The sequence below is a fragment of the Faecousia intestinalis genome (assembly GCF_040096185.1).
Lineage (GTDB): Bacteria > Bacillota > Clostridia > Oscillospirales > Oscillospiraceae > JAZOXB01.
On record NZ_JBBMFF010000240.1, the window covers coordinates 1 to 17,520 of the forward strand.

Consider the following 17,520-nt stretch of genomic DNA (forward strand, 5'->3'; position numbering starts at 1 on the left):
TTTTCTCCGACGTACACGCCGCCGGAGAAAATGATTCCTATTTTCTTTGCGCTTGCGAGCGCAAACTCTGCGAGGCTCTTTATACAGACTGAGGAAACTCTGACGATTTCCTTTGCCTTCAGCTGGGAAGGTTTTTCGACAGACTGCGGTGGGGCTGCCGTTAACAGCAGCCCCACCCGGAATATTGGAACTTTGGGCACAGAGGCACGTCTTACAGGTGCAGCACGCGTTCCTTGATCTCCTGCGTTCTGCCCTGATTCCAGAACTGCGTGCCGATGTAGCCGCAGGTGCGGCGGGCGACATTCATCTTGCTCTGGTCGGTGTTGCCGCAGTTCGGGCAGGTCCAGACGAGCTTGCCGTCCGTGTCCTCCAACACCTCGATCTCGCCGTCGTAGCCGCAGACCTGGCAATAATCGGACTTTGTGTTCAGCTCGGCATACATGATGTTGTCATAGATGAACTTCATGACCTCGAGCACGGCGTCGATGTTGTTCTGCATATCCGGCACCTCGACATAGCTGATGGCGCCGCCGGGCGAAAGGGCCTGGAACTGCGACTCAAAGGCCAGCTTGTCGAAGGCGTTGATCTTCTCCGTCACATGGATGTGATAGGAGTTCGTGATATAGCTCTTGTCCGTCACGCCGGGGACGATGCCGAAGCGCTTCTGCAGACACTTGGCAAATTTGTAGGTCGTGGATTCCAGCGGCGTGCCGTAGAGGCTGAAGTCGATGTGCGTCTCCGCGCGCCACTTGGCGCAGGCCGCGTTCAGATAGCGCATAACATCCAGCGCAAACGGCGTCGCCGAGGGATCGGTGTGGGACTTGCCCGTCATATACTTCACGCACTCATACAGGCCCGCATAGCCGAGCGAGATGGTCGAATAGCCGTTGTAGAGCAGCTTGTCGATGGGCTCGCCCTTCGGCAGGCGCGCCAGCGCGCCATACTGCCACAGGATGGGGGCCGCGTCGGACAGCGTGCCCTTCAGGCGCTCGTGACGGCACATCAGCGCGCGATAGCACAGGTCCAGCCGCTCGTCGAAAATTTTCCAGAACTTGTCCATTTCCTTGCCGGAGGACAGCGCCACATCGACAAGGTTCAGCGTCACGACGCCCTGGTTGAAGCGGCCGTAATACTTCGGCTTGCCCGGCTCATAGTTCCCGGCATTGGCCACGTTGTCCCAGCCGTTGCCGGAGGAATCCGGCGTCAGGAAGCTGCGGCAGCCCATGCAGGTGTAGACATCGCCGTTGCCCGGCGTCTCGCCCTTCGAGAGCTTGAGCTCGCGCATTTTCTTCTCGGAGATATAGTCCGGCACCATGCGGCGCGCCGTGCACTCCGCAGCCAGCCGCGTCAGGTAGAAATACTTCGAATCCTCGTGGATGTTGTCCTCCTCGAGCACATAGATGAGCTTCGGGAAGGCCGGGGTGATCCACACGCCCTTTTCGTTCTTCACGCCCTGATAGCGCTGACGGAGCGTCTCCTCGATGATGATGGCAAGATCGTGCTTCTCCTGCGGATTGCGCGCCTCACCGAGGTACATGAACACCGTGATGAACGGCGCCTGGCCGTTCGTCGTCATGAGCGTGACGACCTGATACTGGATGGTCTGCACGCCGCGCTTGATCTCCTCGCGCAGGCGCTCCTCGACGATCTTGGAAATACGCTCCTCCGCGGCCTCGGCCCCGAGCTCACGGATCTCGCGCACCACACTCTCGCGGATCTTCCGGCGGCTGACGTCCACGAACGGGGCCAGATGCGTCAGAGAGATGGACTGACCGCCATACTGGTTCGAGGCGATCTGCGCGATGATCTGCGTGGCGATGTTGCAGGCCGTAGAGAAGGAATGCGGCTTTTCGATGAGCGTGCCGGAGATGACCGTGCCGTTCTGCAGCATGTCCTCGAGATTGACGAGGTCGCAGTTGTGCATATGCTGGGCATAGTAATCCGCATCGTGGAAGTGGATGATACCGGCCTCATGCGCCTCGACGATGTCGCGCGGCAGCAGGATGCGGCGCGTGATGTCCTTCGAGACCTCGCCCGCCATATAGTCGCGCTGCACGGCGTTGATGGTCGGATTCTTGTTGGCGTTCTCCTGCTTAACCTCCTCGTTGTTGCATTCGATGAGGGACAGGATGCGGTCGTCCGTCGTGTTGGACTGGCGGACAAGGCTGCGGGTATAGCGATAGGTGATATAGCGCTTGGCGACCTCGAAGGCCCCGTGCGCCATGATCTGGTCCTCGACGAGATCCTGGATCTCCTCGACGGACAGGCTGCGGTTCATTTCCTCGCAGCGGATCTCGACGGCCTGCGCGATGCGGTCGATCTGCAGCGGCGTCAGGCGCTCGGCCTCCTCGGCCGCATTGTTGGCCTTTGTGATGGCCACGATGATTTTTTCGATGCGGAACGTCTCTTCCGCTCCGTTTCTCTTGATGATCTTCATGGTATTCTCTCCCTAGGCTTTGCCCGTTTCTCTGTGTTACTCCGAATTCTCGATCCTTTCAGAACGATCCCAGCCGTTTCCCGCTGCGCATTTTTTTGAGGCAGTGCAGCATCCGGTCGTCGTTCACGCACCCCTATTATACTATATCTTGTGGTTATTTCAAGTCCTAACCACAAGATTTTCCAAAAAACTTTTTAACGGGCCGGAATGCCTTTTTTCGCAGCAGGGCTTTCCTTTCCGGCAAAAGCGCGTTATAATGAATATGAACTTACGCTCTGGAGTCATGATTATGAAACGAATCGTCACCATGCAGGACCTGTCCTGCATCGGAAAATGCTCGCTGACCGTTGCGCTGCCGGTGCTCTCCGCCATGGGGCTGGAATGCGCCGTGCTGCCGACGGCCGTCCTCTCGGCGCACACCGCCTTCGAGGGCTTCCGCTATGAGCCGCTCTCGCTCACGTCGGTCGCGGACCACTGGCAGCAGCTCGGCCTGCAGTTCGACATGATCTACACCGGCTATCTCGGCGGCAGGGCTCAGGTGGATCAGGCGCTCGACTTCTTCACGCGCTTCCCTGCCATGCGGCTCGTGGACCCTGTCATGGCCGACCACGGCGCGCTGTATGCCGGGCTGGAGCCGGACTTTCCCGCCGTACTCCGCACGCTCTGCGCGCAGGCTGACCTCATCACGCCGAACATCACGGAGGCCTGCCTGCTGACCGGGCTGGAATACCGTGAGACGCATGACGACAGCTACATCCGCACGCTCCTGGAGCGGCTGCTCGCGCTCGGGGCGCGCACGGCCATCCTGACCGGCGTCCGGACGGAGCCGGGCCGCGTCGGCGTGGCGTGCATGGATGCCGCGGGCTCGGTGTCGCAGTGCAGCGCGCCATATGTTCCCGCCGTGTTCTACGGCACGGGCGACCTGTTCGCCAGCACCTGCGCAGGCGCGCTGACGCTCGGCTGGAGCGTACACGATGCCATGGAGCTGGCCTCCGCCTACGTTGCGGACACCATCGCCGAGACCCGGCGCGAACCGGACGCCCGCTGGTACGGCGTGAGCTTCGAAGCGACCATCCCCCAACTTCTCCGCCGCATGGCGCAAAGGAGGCCCTCCCATGCAGAAAATTGACCGCACGCGGCGGAAGCGCCGCTATCTCGTCCTGTCGTTCTTCGTGCCGTTCGGCGTGATGCTGCTGTGCTTCGTGCTCGGCGGCCTGTGGCCGTTCGGCGACCGGCAGGTGCTGGCGCACGACATGTGGCATCAGTATTACCCCTTCTTCGTCTCGTTCCGGGAAAAGCTCCGCTCCGGCGGCTCGCTGCAGTACCTGCGCGAGGCAGGCATGGGCATCGGCTACCTGCCGCTGTATGCCTACTATCTCTCCAGTCCCCTGTACCTGTTGTCCGTGCTGGTCCCGGCGTCGCTGCTGCGGGAATTCTTCGCGCTGCTCGTTCTGACGAAGATCGGACTGGCCGGTCTGTTCTTCGCCGTCTTCCTGCGGACGACGTTCCGCCGGAACGAGCCTGCGCTCGTGCCGTTTTCCATGATGTACGCCCTGTGCTCCTTTGTGGCGGGCTACTATTGGAACATCATCTGGCTCGATGCGCTGGCCCTCCTGCCGCTGATGCTGGCGGGCATGGTCAGCCTGCTGCGCGAGGGCCGCTTCCGCCTGTATACGCTGGCGCTGGCACTCTCGCTGCTGTGCAACTACTATCTTTCGTTTTTCTGCTGCATCTTTGTCGGGCTGAGCTTTTTTGTCTGGTGCATCTGCCGCTGGGACGGCTGGAAGAGCTTCTTCCGCCGCTTCTGCCGCATCGCGCTGTGCACGCTGCTCGGCGTCGGCATGGCAGCCGTTCTGCTGCTGCCGACGCTCTACGGCCTGCAGAACACCCACTCCGCCGGAAACGAAGCGCCGGAGCTGCTGGCGCTGAACATCGCAGAGGACGCCTCCGGCAAGGCCGCGGAGGGCCAGAGCACGCTGGACCTGCTGAAGGAGCAAACGCTGCCCGGCCTCGCCTACGGCGCGCGGCGCGTGCTGGCCAACCTGCTCACCTCGACGGAGCCGACGAAGATGGAGGGCCTGCCGAACGTCTACTGCGGCTTTGCCGCTGTGGTGCTGGCCGTGTTCTTCCTGTGCTGCAAAAAGGTCCGCCTGCGGGAAAAGCTCCTGAGCGTCGGTCTTCTCGCCTTCTTCCTGCTGAGCTTCCTGTTCCGCACGCTGGATTATTACTGGCACGGCGGGCATTTCCCCAATATGCTCCCCTATCGCTTCAGCTTCCTGTTCAGCTTTGTGCTCATCGTCATGGCCTACCGTGCGTGGACACTGCTGGACTGCTTCCGCAAGCGATATCTGTTCGTCATCCTCCCCGTCTGCCTCGGCATTATCCTGTGCGGGCTGGGGCTGGAGGGCAGCATGCGCCGGATGCTCCTGAGCGCGCTGGCGCTGGCCATTGTATGCCTTGCGCTCGTGCTGTATCGCCCGGAGCGCAGGCGGCAGCTCCTCAGCATGGCGCTGCTGTTTGCCGTCATCGGGGCAGAAATGGTCTGCAGCATCGCCATGGGCGTGGCAAAGGTCTCGCTCACGTCCCGCTCGTCCTATCCGCGCGAGTCTGAGGATGTGCAGGCCGTCCTGCAGGCCGTACCCGAGGGCAGCGGCCGCGTGGAGGTCACGTCCTACCAGACGCTCAACGACGCTGCGCTCAACGGCTACCGCGGTATTTCCATCTTCACCTCGTCGGCAAACGTCCGCTTCAACCGCTTCAGCCGTTCGCTCGGTCTGGCCTCGTGGCCCGCGAGCAACCGCTACCTCTATTATGAGAGCAGCCCGTTCACGAATCTGATGTGCGGCCTCGAATACCTCATCGACCGCGACGGCCAGCAGCGCGACACGTCCTACACGACCGTCGCCGCGCAGTCCGGCAATGTCCTGCTGCTGCAGAACCGCGCCTATCTCGGCCTCGGCTTTGTGGCGGACAGTGCGCTGGGCAGCTTTGTGGCGGAGCAGAACGTCTATAACCCCATCAAGGAGCAGGAGGAAATGTTCCGCATGGCAACGGGGCTGGACGACGCGCTCTACACCCACCTGAAATATGACACGCTCGAAGCGCCGGACACCTGCGATCTGCGCGCCAGCGGCACGAGCGGCACGCAGTACAGCTATTCCACGCAGGACGCTGACGGGCAGAGCGAGCTGAGCATCTCCTATGTCGTGCCGCAGAACGGCCTGCTCGTCGCCACGACGAAGTCGTCCGGCAACTATGACCTGACCGTCTACCGCAACGGCGAGCGGCTGTTCACACGCAACATCAAGGTCCGCTGCCTGTTCAGCCTCGGCTGCTTCGAGGCGGGCGACACCGTCACCCTGACCTACCCCGTCGCCGAGGGTAAGGAGGGCACGATCTCGCTGGACGTGGCCGAGCAGAACGACGCCGTGTTCGACGCGGGACTTTCCCGCCTGTCCCGGAGCGTCTGGAACGTGACGGAGGACACGGACACCAGCCTGTCCGGCACGGTGGACGCCGCAGAGGACGGCCTGTTCTACACATCCATTCCCTACGAGAACGGCTGGCGCGCCTATGTGGACGGCGTTGAAGTCCCGCTGGCGCAGACAGCCAGCGCCCTGTCCGAGAGCGTCCGGCTGACGGACGCCGTCATCGCCTTCCCGCTGACGGCCGGGCAGCACACCGTCGAGCTGCGCTACACCGCGCCCGGCCTGAAGACCGGCGCGATCATCTCCGGCGTGAGCCTCGGCCTGTTCCTGCTGCTGGCGCTGCTCCTGCGCCGCCGCCCGCTGTTCGGCGGCGAGGCGGACGTGCCGCCCGTGACGGAATTCGCCCTGCTGCCGGATAGCCTGCCGGAGGCCCCGGCAGAAGCCGAAACGCCCGAAAACGCAGAAGATACCACGCCGGAGCCGGACGATCTGGACGGCTGGCGGCAGTGGCTCGATACCCATCCCGAACCCAACGATCAGAAAGGAGATCTCCCTCATGCAGAATTATGATCCGCAGCAGGACGTCATCCCTGCCGCCCCCGAGCCGCAGCGCCCCGTCCCCGGCACCGCAAAGGCGTTTTCCATCGTCGCTTTCGTCTGCGGCATCTGTTCCCTCGTCACGCTTTTCGTCGGCATCCAGTTCGGCATCGCCGGACTCGTGTTCGCGTCCCTCTCGCGCCGCCGCGCGGGCTTTGACCTGCCGCGCAACCGCAAGGGCCGCATCATGTCCATCATCGGGCTGATCGTCTCGGTGCTGTGGCTGATTCTCTATATCATCCTCTTCGTCTACGCCGTGAACGGCATTGTGGACGGCACCATCCCCACCCCGACGGAGAGCTTCTACTTCTTCAACACCTGATACGCAAAAAATGACCTCCACCGCACAGCCGGTGGAGGTCAGCTTGGCGAAAAAGGCCCGAAGGGACTTTTTTGACAAGCTGTGCCGGGAAAGCCCTAAGGGCTTTCCCGGCAGTTTTTATCTGTTCCAGCGCCGGTCGTCCCACTTCTTGCCGTAGTAGAAGAGAACGACCTCGCAGTCCGTGCAGATCTGGGCGAGCTTCGTCGCGCCGTCATCCGGGAAGGCCGGAAAGAGTTTCCCGCCCAGCAGCGGGATGTCCCCGCGGGACTTCAGCGGCCAGTTGATCCAGTACTTCTCCTTATCGGTGAAATACAGGACACCGCCGCTCTGGAGCAGCCCGCAGCGCATGGGCTTTCCGCAGAGCGGGCAGGGCTTGGGGTCATATTCCGGGGCGGTATTTCTGAGTTCAGCCTCTTCCATTCCGCCCTCCTAGCTTCCATACCGGAAATGCGTCATCCAGACCGCCTTCCCCATCTGCTCGAGCGCATATGCATCCTCATCCGGGTAGTAGACCGAGCGCAGCACGATCACGTCATAGTCGATCTCGAGCGAAGCCTCGATGTCGTCCTGCGTTTTGTAGCGCACATTCAGATGCATCGGCCGGTCCATGCTGGAAACGACCTCCGTGACCTCGCTGCACTGATAGAGATACGGCTGCAGGGCCGCCCCGTCATAGACGGTCCCATATTCCGTCTCCTCCTGCGCCGTGCAGAGCGACAGGATGGTCTCCGCAAGGGTCTTATCCCCGAGGACTTCCTCCGGGAACGAAATGGTGTAGGCCTCGCAGGCCATGCGTTCCTTGTCCGTCATGGCTCGCGTCCGGCTGATCCTGCAGCCCGCCATCCCGGCGGCAGCCAGCACCAGCGCCAGCACGACCGCCGCGATCCTTCTTCCGCTCTGTTTCATTCTGTGCCGCCTCCTGTCCGGCCTGAAAAGTCCTTTCTTACGCTTCCAGTATACCAGTCCCTCCCCCAATTTTACAAGACGGCAAATGTACCAAAAATCGACCTGTGGTGTTCCGCATCAAAACGGTTCCACAGGTCGATCTGCTGCATATTCCGGCCTCTACGGCCTTTTCCAGAGCTGCAGGCGGCTTCCGGTATCCGGCAGCTGCGCATAGCCTGCGGCGCGCAGCAGAGCCGTCAGGCCCTCCAGCCCGTCCTCCCCATCCACGGCATAGGGCTTCAGGCTGCCGCTGTCCGTCGTCTCCACGACGACATAGTCCGTGCTGAGCAGGTGCTCCTGCGAGCAGTAGCGCAGGTCATAGAGCACGGCGCGCCGCGACAGCGGTACCACAAGGAACGTCGTGGCCGTGACGCTCGCATCGCCCGGGATGCGGTCCAGCACGGCGTCCGTCTCCTGCCAGACCGCGCGGTAGTCGAAATAGCGGTTGACATAATTCTCGGAGAGCGGCAGGATGTTCCCGCAGAAGCACACGCCCGCCAGCAGGGCCGCCGTGGCCGCCAGCGCCGGGCGGTTCCAGACGCGCGGCAGCTCCGCCAGATTCACGGCCGTCAGGTAGAACAGGCAGGCCGCAGAGCCATAGGTATACTGGAAGAAGATGCTGTGCTGATAGGTGTAATCCGACATCAGGTTCACAAGCAGGAACGGGATGAGCAGCACGAGCCGCTCATAGCGCCGCGTGCACAGCGGCAGGAACAGCAGCGGTCCCATCGTCAGGAAGAAGAACGCGATCTTCTCGCCCTCGAAGCACTCCCGGAGCGTCCGCACCGGCGAGAGCAGCACGGCCTTGATGACCGTGAACAGCGAATCCGAGCCGTCGTAGAGGAAATTGCTGTAGCGATAGGACATAACGCCGTCGCCGTCGGCAGCGAGCCAGGCCGTCACGCCGAGGAAATAGCCCACTGCGCCGACGAGCATCGCACCGCCCGTGAGCAGGCCCCAGCGCCGCTCCGCCCCGGTGCGGGTCAGAGCCCGCAGGATCACCCACAGCGCGATGACCGCGACATAGACGGGCGCGTCCTCCTTGACCATACAGGTCAGCACGGAGAACAGGGCAACGCCCCACACGCAGCGGCGGTCGAGGAAGTCGAACAGCCACAGCAGCAGCGGCGTGAGGAATTTGTTTTCATGCACGTCATAGCTCGTGCCGCCCGCATAGGCAGGCCAGAGCAGCAGCAGGGCGCACAGCAGACCGGCCGTCACGCCGGACAGACCGTGCCGCCGCGCGATGCGCCAGAGCGGGATGACCGCCGAGGCCAGCAGCAGGGCCTGCAGCACCTCGAGCGTCACGGGCGACGGGAACAGGGCGTAAAATGGCAGGAACAGATAGTAGATCGGCGAAACATGCACGGCGAAGTGCGACAGCACGCGGTCGCGCTCGCACGTCGTCACGGGCAGGCCCGTCGTGCGCATGCTGTGGAACATCTGGGAAAAGATGCCGAAGTCATAGGTCGGCGCGGCATAGCTCAGCACGCGGAACACCGTCAGCGCCAGCACGGCCGCCAGAAACACGGCTGCGGCGGCCGCGGCGATCACAAGTCCCGCGCGGCGGCCGGTGCACACCGGCGCAGCTGTCAGGCTCTCTGCGTCCGTCCGCGCGCCATAGGCGGCGTAGACGAGCAGAAGGGCCAGCACGACAAGCCCGGCGCACAGCAGCGGCACGGACCACGAGGCGCACAGGCCCAGCACGAGCTGCCAGCCGAAGCACAGCGGCAGGGCCGCGCGCTCCCAGTGCGCCGTGCGCCAGCGAAGGCCCGCCAGCGTAAGCAGGGCAAAGGAGGCCGCCGTCCCCACGAGCAGCAGCGGGAATGACTGCCCCGTCAGGGCGGAAAAGCCGCTCAGCACCCGTTCGGGCGCGGGCAGACAGGTATATTGTATGGCTCCGGTCAGCAGCCACGCCAGAAGCAGGCGCCGGATCATATCCCCTGCGGCCGGGCGGGAAATCACACGCATAATCTCACCTTCCGCCGGGATTGTACCATAAATGAAGGCGCCTGTCAAACGATCAACGCCCCCCTCCCGCCGAAGCGAAAGGGGGGCGCCAAGGAAAGGAAAGCGTCGGTTTTGAAACGTCAGCTCTTCATACTGTTCTGGAAGCGGACCAGCACCGTCGCGGCCTGCGCGCGGGTCGCCGTACCGGCGGGCTCGAGCGTCGTGGCAGACGTGCCGTTAATCACGCCGTTGGCCACGGCCCACTGCATGGCAGCCTGGGCATAGGCGCTGACGGAAGAAGCGTCCTCGTAGGCGCTGAGGTCGGCCTCTGCGCTCACGTCAAGCTCCCAATAGGCGGCGTAGCGATACAGGATCGCTGCCATCTGCTCACGGGTGATGGGGGCATCCGGGTCGAAGGACGTCTCGGAGACGCCGTTGACGATGCCGTTCTTTGCGGCCCAATCCACGGCGGCGGCGTAGTAGCTGCCCTCTGCCACATCCGTGAAGCCTGCCTTCTGGTCGACTGCGGGCTGGCCATCCATACGGTAGAGCACCGTGACGAACATGGCGCGGGTGATGGCGCTGTCCGGATCGAACAGGTCGCTGCTCACGCCGTTGAACAGGCCGCGGTAGACTGCCTCAAGGATGGTCTCCTCGGCCCAGTGGCCGGAGATATCCTGGAACTTGCCCTTCAGATCCTCATAGTTTTTGTCCAGAACGTGGATCGTGACGGACTTTTTGAAGTCGCCGACGGAGGCGGTCACAGCCACGTCGCCGCGCTTCAGGCCCTTGATGGTCACGCTGCTGTTGTCACTGGAGACGATCTCGGCGATCTCGGGATCGGAGACCTCCCAGTTCAGGAGCATGGCATAGTCGTCGACATCGGTATTCTGGATGGTCACTTCCTCGCCGATGTAGATCGAGTCCGTTTCCGCAGAGAGGCTGATGTTGTCATCGAGCTGCGAACCGGTGATGGTATAGGCGGAGCAGTTGCCTGCGTAGTCATAGCCGAGGAAGATATCGGTACGCGAGTCGGTGTACATCATGCTGCCGGATTCGCTCATGCCGTGGACGCCCTCGCCGTTCGGCTGCGCAGTCGGGAAATAGTTGGTGGTAAAGGCGGAGGCATAGTAGTCGCCGGTCTCTTCATCATATTCGATGGTGATGCTCATGTCGTAGTCCTGATACCAGGCCTCGTTCGATTCCACGGAGATCGTGTACATGGACTCCGGTCCCCAGCCCCAGTCTTCCGTCTTGTAGCTGAACGTCGGCTTCTTGCTGTTCGGGCCGGTCGTATCGATATAGAACATATACTCGAGCGTCTGGGTCTTGGCGGTCTTGCACTCCGGAGTGATCTCCGCCTTGACGGAGATGATGGAGTTCTCCGGCTGGCTGCACTTGGAATAATCAATATATTCCTCGCCGTCCTCGTTCACGCCCTTGGCGTAGAACCAGCTCATGTCGAAGTCTCCGGCCTCACTGCCGGCGTAAACGCCGCCCGCGTAGCTCTTCTGCAGGAATTCGGTATCCTGCTCGGACAGGACCTCGCCCGTCGTCAGGTTCGTAACGGTGTAGTGGATGTTATCGACGTTGCGCAGCAGGCCGATCTGCAGGTAGAACGCATCGAGCGAATTGTCGCCGTTCGGAGAGACGCCCGCCGTCTCCGGCACAAAGCCCTTATAGGCCGTGAACATCGTGGCGAATTTGTACTCGTCCATCGGGACCATGGACATGCCGGGGGCGGCCGTATCGCCCAGCCAGGACTTCTCGGTCATCCAGGAAAGAACATCGCTGTCGCTGATGGGGCGGTAGCTGTAGATACCGCTGACGACCTGATCGGCCGTGTTGTAGGAGCGCGCACCGCCCAGAAGGGTCGCGTAGCTGCCGGTCTCGGCAACGGGAGCCGCGCCGAAGTCGCCGTAAAATGCGAGGAACGGGACGGACAGAGTGACGGCGTCCTTGCTCGTGAGCTGGACAAAGCCCTCTACATATGCGCCGTTCGGGAAACGCTCGTCATAGTAGGCCTTCTGCGCGTCGGTCAGCTGCAGGGTCACGGTGACCTGTGCAGTCGCACCGGCGGGAACCGTGAGCTCGTTGCCGTTCAGGCTGGTGGTATAGGTCGCGTCGAGCTTCTTTGCATAGTTCTGCGTGAGATAGGTGACCTTGCCGCCCTTGACGAGGCCGCCCTCTGCAGCCTGGCCGAGGCCCTGCAGGCTGAGCGCATAGGTCTTGGCTTCCTGGGAGAAGTTGACGACGCTGAACTTCATCTCGTACTTGCCGGTCTTCTCGGCATCGTCGCCCAGCTCAAGCTTGGCCTTGTCGGTGCCCTCGACGGCGATGTAAGCGCCGGACTTCACGGCGTTGCCGATGTTGGCAAGGCCTGCACCCTGACGGCGGACGAAGTAATAGGTGCCGTTCGCTTCATCGACGATCGGCGTTGCCGTGCTCATAAGCAGGCAGTTGGCGACCTTGGCATAGTCCTCTTCCGGGATGGAGGTCGTCTTCAGATACTGCCGCAGCAGCGCCATGGAGGCGGCGACGGCCGGAGAAGACATCGAGGTGCCGGAGGCGACGGCGAAATCCTCGCCATAGTATGCGGAGAAGACTTTACCGCCGATGCCGGTGATCTCCGGCTTCAGGGAGAGGCCTTCCGTCGGGCCCCAGGACGAGAACGAGGACATCTCGCCTGCGGCGTTGTTGCGGTTCCAGTCGGCCTTTACAGAGACGGTGCCGGTGTCATTGTTGGCCTTCATCCATTCGAACTCGGTCAGGTTCGCGCGGGCAGCGGGGACATCAAAGCTGGTCAGCTCAACATCCACATAGTCCCACTCTGCTTCCTCGGCGGGAGTCGGGTCGTAGAACACGACGCCGGCTGCGCCTGCGGCCTTTGCCGCCGCAATAATGGAGTCGCCGTTGCCGCCCTCAAACGGGACATAGACGATCTGTCCGTCGGAATTCTTGATGGACTCGGTGTAGCCATAGGTGCCGCCTACGAGGTCTTCCGTCGGACGCAGGTTCTCATAGAAGCCCTTGCCCTCGGGGACATTTTCGATCTCGCTCACGTTCATGTACTGGTCAGACCCCTGGCGCTTGTTGTACCAGCCGAGAACGCCGGTAGCGAAGAACCACTTCACGCCTTCATTCTCGGCGCTGGCGACGGTCAGGACGGAGTCGAACGTGCCGGGCATGCCCAGCGTGCCGCTGGAGACGCTCGTGGACTTGATCTGGTCATCGCCCCAGAGGCTCTCGTTGCCGGTAAAGCCATCGTTGCCGGCGGAGACGCAGACGCTGATACCCGCTGCGGTGGCGGCGTCATAGACCTCGGTCACGCCCTCGTAGTAATACGGGCCGCTGGAAAGGCCGAGGGAGAGGTTCGCGCAGTCGACGCCGAGGGTGATGGCGTCTTCAATGGCGGCGATGAGATAATCGAAGTAGCAGTTGCCGCCCTGGTCAAAGACCTTCATGATGACGAGCTGTGCCTCCGGCGCAATGCCGAGGGACGTCATATCGAACTGCTCCTGATCCGCTTCGGTCAGGTTGCCCGCGATGATACCGGCAACATGTGAGCCGTGGCCCATCATAGTGTCGTCATCGGAGCCGAAGTTGGCCTCGCCGTCGGCATAGTTGAAGCCAAACGGGACCTTGCTGCTGTAATAAACGGTGTCAAGCGCCGTGGACTCATCCAGCTCTTCGGCATGCAGGGTCTTGCTGTCGAGGATGGCCGCGATGTCATCCTTGCTGTAGGCAACGGCGTCCGGATCGGTGGGTTCCTTGGAGAACGTCGGGTTCTCGAAGCACAGGCCGGTGTCGATGACGGCGACGCTCATGCCGGTGCCGTCATAGCCCGCGTCCCATGCGGCGTTCGCGCCCATACCGGCGGCCGCGAACTTCATGTTCGTGCTGATCTGAGAGGCGTCCGTCTCCACGGCATTGATCTCCGGCACGGAGTAGCACGGGGAAAGGAAGACCTTCTTGACGCCCGGCAGCTTGCTGAGCGTTTCCATATCGCCATAGGAAACCGTGGCGGCAATGGCGTTCGTCACGAGGGAGAACTGACCAGTGACCTCGATGCTGTGGCCAAGCTTCTTCTTCGCGACGGAAAGGACGGAGGACTGGCCGTTCTTCACGCTCTGCACGGCGGCCAGCTCTGCCTTGCCGAGGCCCTTGCCCAGCTCAACGGACATGCCGTCCATCTCACAGACGGCCGGGGCCTCAAGCGAGATGATAACCTTGACCTTGTCGTTCTTCTCGTGGGCCTCGCTCACAACAGTGACCTTGTCGCCGTCGCTGTAATCCTCGCCGCTCAGGATCGCCTTCACGGCATCGGAATAGGCCGCCGCTTCCTTCGCGTCATATTCGCGGCAGACCAGTGTCTGACCGTCGTCTGTCGTGATGGTGCTTTCCGCGCCATAGGACAGCGAGGCCAGCGCCTTGGCCTCCGTTGCGCTGAGGGTGCGGCCGGAAATATAGGTGTCCTGCGTTGCCTTGCGCGTGTAGATCCGTCCGTCGGTGGACTGGTATACATAGGTATAGCCCGCCGGGACGTAGGTGGTCTTGCTGTCTGTGGCATAGATGACCTTGCTGGCCGACTCCTCCGCCTTCGGAGCGCTCTGCACTGCACCGGCAGAGGTCACACCGAGAAGGCCGAGCGCCATTGCCAGGCAAAGGACAAGCGCCATCAGCTTTTTCGCCAACGTTTTCATATCTTTCCTCCTTGTAATTTTTATTCCCTTGCCGGGTTCTCCGCGCAGAGAGAATAAATATGCGATTAGTTTACTCTCCGCGCCTGCGTCTGTCAATCCCGCAACAATTCCATATTTTTGCAATTTTGTATGTCAAAAAAACAATGTCCTTCACAAATCGTTCTCAATTTGTTCATTTATTTCCATTCTCTATTGACATTTTTCCTTCCATATGCTAGGATTAAATTGTTGTGCGCCAGGAAACGCCGTCGAAATATATGCAAACAGCGCGGGCCGCTTCGAATTGCGAAGCGGCCCGCGCTGCATTTTTCAGAATCAATCCGCCGTTTTTGCCTTTTCCGGCATCAGGAGCAGATTGAGGTCCACGTCGCCGGTAATACCATCGACCGCCCCGGTGCTGGAATATTGCAGGCAGTCGAAGTGATAAAGAAATTCCGGCGTCGTGCCGTACTCCGCAAGCCAGAGAACATAGTCCTGCAAATAGCTCAGATCAAAGTATGTATATCCATACGTCTGGTTGAAGTAAACGCCCGCCGTATACCCGGCTGCCTCCACCGTCTGGCAGAAGGCAGCTGCGCACTGCGTCAGCGGCAGGCCATCCGGCGAGGGGATGCGCGTGGAGCCTGCGACCGTCTCCCAGTCATAGAACACGGGAAGCTCCAGCGTGCGGCCGTCAAGCAGCTCCAGCGTATAATCGGCCTCCTCGCGGGCCTCCTCGAGCGTCGTGGCCTGCGAGAAGAAATACACGCCAACCTGCACGCCCGCAGCCCGTGCGGCCGTATAGTTCTCGGCAAACCAGCTGTCCTCACGGAGCGAGCCCTCGGTATAGCCGCGGTAGCCAATGCGGAGAATGGCAAAATCCACGCCCGCTGCACGGACGGCAGCCCAGTCGATCTTCTCCTGATGCTCCGAAACGTCCACGCCGGTCAGATGTGCGCTTTTTGCATAGCGCAGCATGCCGTTCTCCTCATAAAACGAATCGGCGTCATAGTGATTCTTGGCAATGTTCTGCTTCTCGTCCGGTGTGGCCGGTCCGCTCTCAAAAAAGCGGCGGTAAACGAGAATGGCGGATGCCGCGACCACGGCGACGAGCAGCAGCGCCAGCAAAATATCGCGCAGCACGATGCCTGCACTGTGTTTTCGGTTTTTCTTTGTCATATCCCTGTCCTTTCGGGTCGCCGAAGGCGGTTTTCTGTCGTGCCTACAGTATACCACATTCGTCAACCCGCGGCAAGAGCCGCCGTTTTTCGAAATTCGGACTTGCCGCCGCGGGCAAAGTATTGTAGAATAGGCGCATACATTTGATCATTTTCAGACTGTCAAAAACCCGCCAAGCCGAAAGTTTCGGAGGGAAGAAAAGTGTGAAAGGAAACCGTCAGGATGTCCTTTCGCGTTCCATCACCCGCCGCAGCGGCAGAATTGCAAAATCATGATACAAAAATTGATTTTGCAATTCTGGAAGCAGCTTGGCAAAAAGGCCCGAAGGGACTTCTTTGACAAGCTGCATCTTGTCATTTTGATTGGAGGATTTCATCTTGACCCGTTTTCTTCGCAGAGGCGCTGCGGCGCTTCTGACGCTCTGCCTTGCGCTCCCGCTGTTCGGCTGCAGCGGCAGCGACACGCCCACAGAGTCCAAAACGCCGCGCAGCGACACGGCAGTGGCGACGCTCTGCGCCGTCGGCGACATCCGCATCACCGACGAACTGCTGCAGGCAGCCCGACAGGGCGGCAGCTATGATTTTTCTGACATTCTGCGCGGCACGACTGCCGTTGTCGGCGCGGCCGATGTTGCAATCGGCAATCTGGAGACGACCCTCTCCGGCGAGCCGTATAACGACGGCAGTGCGCCGGATGCGCTGGCCACAGCCCTGCGCAGCACGGGCTTTTCGCTCGTGCAGACCGCAAATTCCTATACGATCCAGAACGGCCTAAGCGGACTGGAGCGCACACAGACCGTCCTGCGCAGCGCCGGGCTCACGCCCGTCGGCACCTATGAGAGCGCTGAGGACCGCGCGCAGAATCGCGCCGTTCTTGTGGAGGCAAACGGCATCCGGATCGCCGTCGTGGCCTTCACGAAAGGCATGAACGGCATGCGCCTGCCGAGCGGCGCGGAATACTGCACGAACCTGCTCTACACGGACTATGATTCCAATTATTCCCGCATCGACACGGACGGCATCACCGACGCCATCGCCGCTGCGCGCGCCCTGTCGCCGGACGTGATCGTTGCAGCCCTGCACTGGGGCAGCGAGGACGTGAGCGACATCAGCGACACACAGGAGAAAATTGCCGACCTGATGTTCCGCCGCGGCGTGGATGTCATCGTCGGCTCGCACTCCCACCGCGTCGGCCCCGTAGAGCGCCGCAGCATCACGACGGACGACGGCGTGCAGAAGGACGTTGTGCTCGCCTACGGCCTCGGCGATTATTGCGCCGCGCAGGAGGGCGAAACGAACGCCTCACTGGCGCTGACCGTGGAATTCACCCGCACGGGCGAGTCGACTGTCATCAGCGACGTGCGCTGCACCCCGCTGGCCACGGCGGACTGCGGCGCAGGGACCGCGCCGCGCTATCAGGTCCTCGATGCTGCGGACGCCGTCCGGCTGTATGAGAACAACTACTATCAGCGGGTCTCCGATGAGCTGTATGAGCAGCTCCTTGCCGCGAAGCAGCAGATCGAAGAGGCCGTCCAGCCGCAGGACAGCACAAAATAAGGCGAATACAACTGCCGGGAGCAGCCAGATAGCAGGCTGCTCCCGGTTTGTTCATATAAAGTTGTAGGGGCAGGGCATGCCCTGCCCGGCGACGTACCAGCAGGAGGCACGGGCAATCGTTAGAACAGCGGCACCAATTGCCTCTGCAGCGGCGCTCACTGCGCAGCCGTTGGCGGCGTGCCCTTTACGGGTAGCGAGCGCCTTGCAGGTCGGCAATGATTGCAGCACATTCTGTGCCGCAAGTCCCCCGAGTTTGTCATTGCGAGGAGGCCGAAGGCCGACGTGGCAATCTCGCAGTATCCGGCTGAATCGTGGGAAAGCCATCGGCGAAATCGCAACTGCCTTCCCGAGATTGCACCCCAAGGGCACTTCCTCGCGCTTCGCGCTCAGGGCGCCACGGCCCCGTTGGGGCCTCGCAATGACA

General features: G+C 61.6%; 12 protein-coding genes. 4 read left to right on the plus strand and 8 right to left on the minus strand.

Going from position 1 to position 17,520, the window contains the following annotated elements; translation table 11 throughout:
- Both WMO66_RS10105 and nrdD read right to left on the minus strand, forming a co-directional pair.
- The coding region (locus WMO66_RS10105) for a hypothetical protein (protein WP_349136301.1) at nt 1–200 on the minus strand (200 nt) is incomplete at its 3' end.
- Nucleotides 201–211: 11 nt separating this feature from the next.
- Nucleotides 212–2,437, minus strand: a complete 2,226-nt coding sequence (gene nrdD / locus WMO66_RS10110; protein ID WP_349136303.1) for an anaerobic ribonucleoside-triphosphate reductase — start codon at nt 2,435–2,437, stop codon at nt 212–214.
- A gap of 289 nt (nt 2,438–2,726) precedes the next feature.
- On the opposite strand from nrdD, the gene WMO66_RS10115 reads away from it, so the two are divergent.
- Genes WMO66_RS10115 through WMO66_RS10125 form a run of 3 tightly spaced genes read left to right on the plus strand, consistent with a single transcriptional unit; the run spans nt 2,727 to nt 6,784 of the window.
- Nucleotides 2,727–3,566 carry a pyridoxamine kinase gene (locus WMO66_RS10115; RefSeq protein ID WP_349136305.1) on the plus strand — a complete coding sequence of 280 codons (840 nt, stop codon included), beginning with the start codon at nt 2,727–2,729 and terminating at the stop codon, nt 3,564–3,566.
- Entirely contained in the window at nt 3,553–6,435 is a 2,883-nt protein-coding gene (locus tag WMO66_RS10120) for a YfhO family protein (protein ID WP_349136307.1), read from the plus strand. The genes WMO66_RS10115 and WMO66_RS10120 overlap by 14 nt, the downstream gene beginning before the upstream one ends.
- Nucleotides 6,422–6,784 (plus strand): hypothetical protein, encoded by a 363-nt coding sequence (locus tag WMO66_RS10125; RefSeq protein WP_349136309.1) that lies wholly within the window; start codon nt 6,422–6,424, stop codon nt 6,782–6,784. The genes WMO66_RS10120 and WMO66_RS10125 overlap by 14 nt, the downstream gene beginning before the upstream one ends.
- A 117-nt stretch (nt 6,785–6,901) precedes the next feature.
- Here the strand turns inward: WMO66_RS10125 and WMO66_RS10130 are convergent, their stop codons facing one another.
- The 6 genes from WMO66_RS10130 to WMO66_RS10155 form a co-directional block, all read right to left on the minus strand.
- Complete coding sequence (locus tag WMO66_RS10130; RefSeq protein ID WP_349136310.1) at nt 6,902–7,204, minus strand: PF20097 family protein; 303 nt, start codon at nt 7,202–7,204, stop codon at nt 6,902–6,904.
- Between the two features lie 9 nt (nt 7,205–7,213).
- Complete coding sequence (locus tag WMO66_RS10135; protein WP_349136311.1) at nt 7,214–7,690, minus strand: hypothetical protein; 477 nt, start codon at nt 7,688–7,690, stop codon at nt 7,214–7,216.
- 159 nt (nt 7,691–7,849) lie between these two features.
- On the minus strand, nt 7,850–9,700 hold the full coding sequence (locus tag WMO66_RS10140; RefSeq protein ID WP_349136313.1) for a DUF2079 domain-containing protein: 1,851 nt from the start codon (nt 9,698–9,700) through the stop codon (nt 7,850–7,852).
- A 119-nt stretch (nt 9,701–9,819) separates the two neighbouring features.
- Nucleotides 9,820–14,382, minus strand: a complete 4,563-nt coding sequence (locus tag WMO66_RS10145) for a S8 family serine peptidase (protein ID WP_349136315.1) — start codon at nt 14,380–14,382, stop codon at nt 9,820–9,822.
- A gap of 315 nt (nt 14,383–14,697) precedes the next feature.
- On the minus strand, nt 14,698–15,540 hold the full coding sequence (locus WMO66_RS10150; RefSeq protein ID WP_349136316.1) for a glycoside hydrolase family 25 protein: 843 nt from the start codon (nt 15,538–15,540) through the stop codon (nt 14,698–14,700).
- Between the two features lie 217 nt (nt 15,541–15,757).
- Nucleotides 15,758–15,916, minus strand: coding sequence for a hypothetical protein (locus tag WMO66_RS10155; protein WP_349136318.1), 159 nt, complete (start codon nt 15,914–15,916; stop codon nt 15,758–15,760).
- A 1-nt stretch (nt 15,917) separates the two neighbouring features.
- On the opposite strand from WMO66_RS10155, the gene WMO66_RS10160 reads away from it, so the two are divergent.
- Nucleotides 15,918–17,096, plus strand: coding sequence for a CapA family protein (locus tag WMO66_RS10160; RefSeq protein ID WP_349136320.1), 1,179 nt, complete (start codon nt 15,918–15,920; stop codon nt 17,094–17,096).
- The last annotated feature ends 424 nt before the right edge of the window (nt 17,097–17,520 follow it).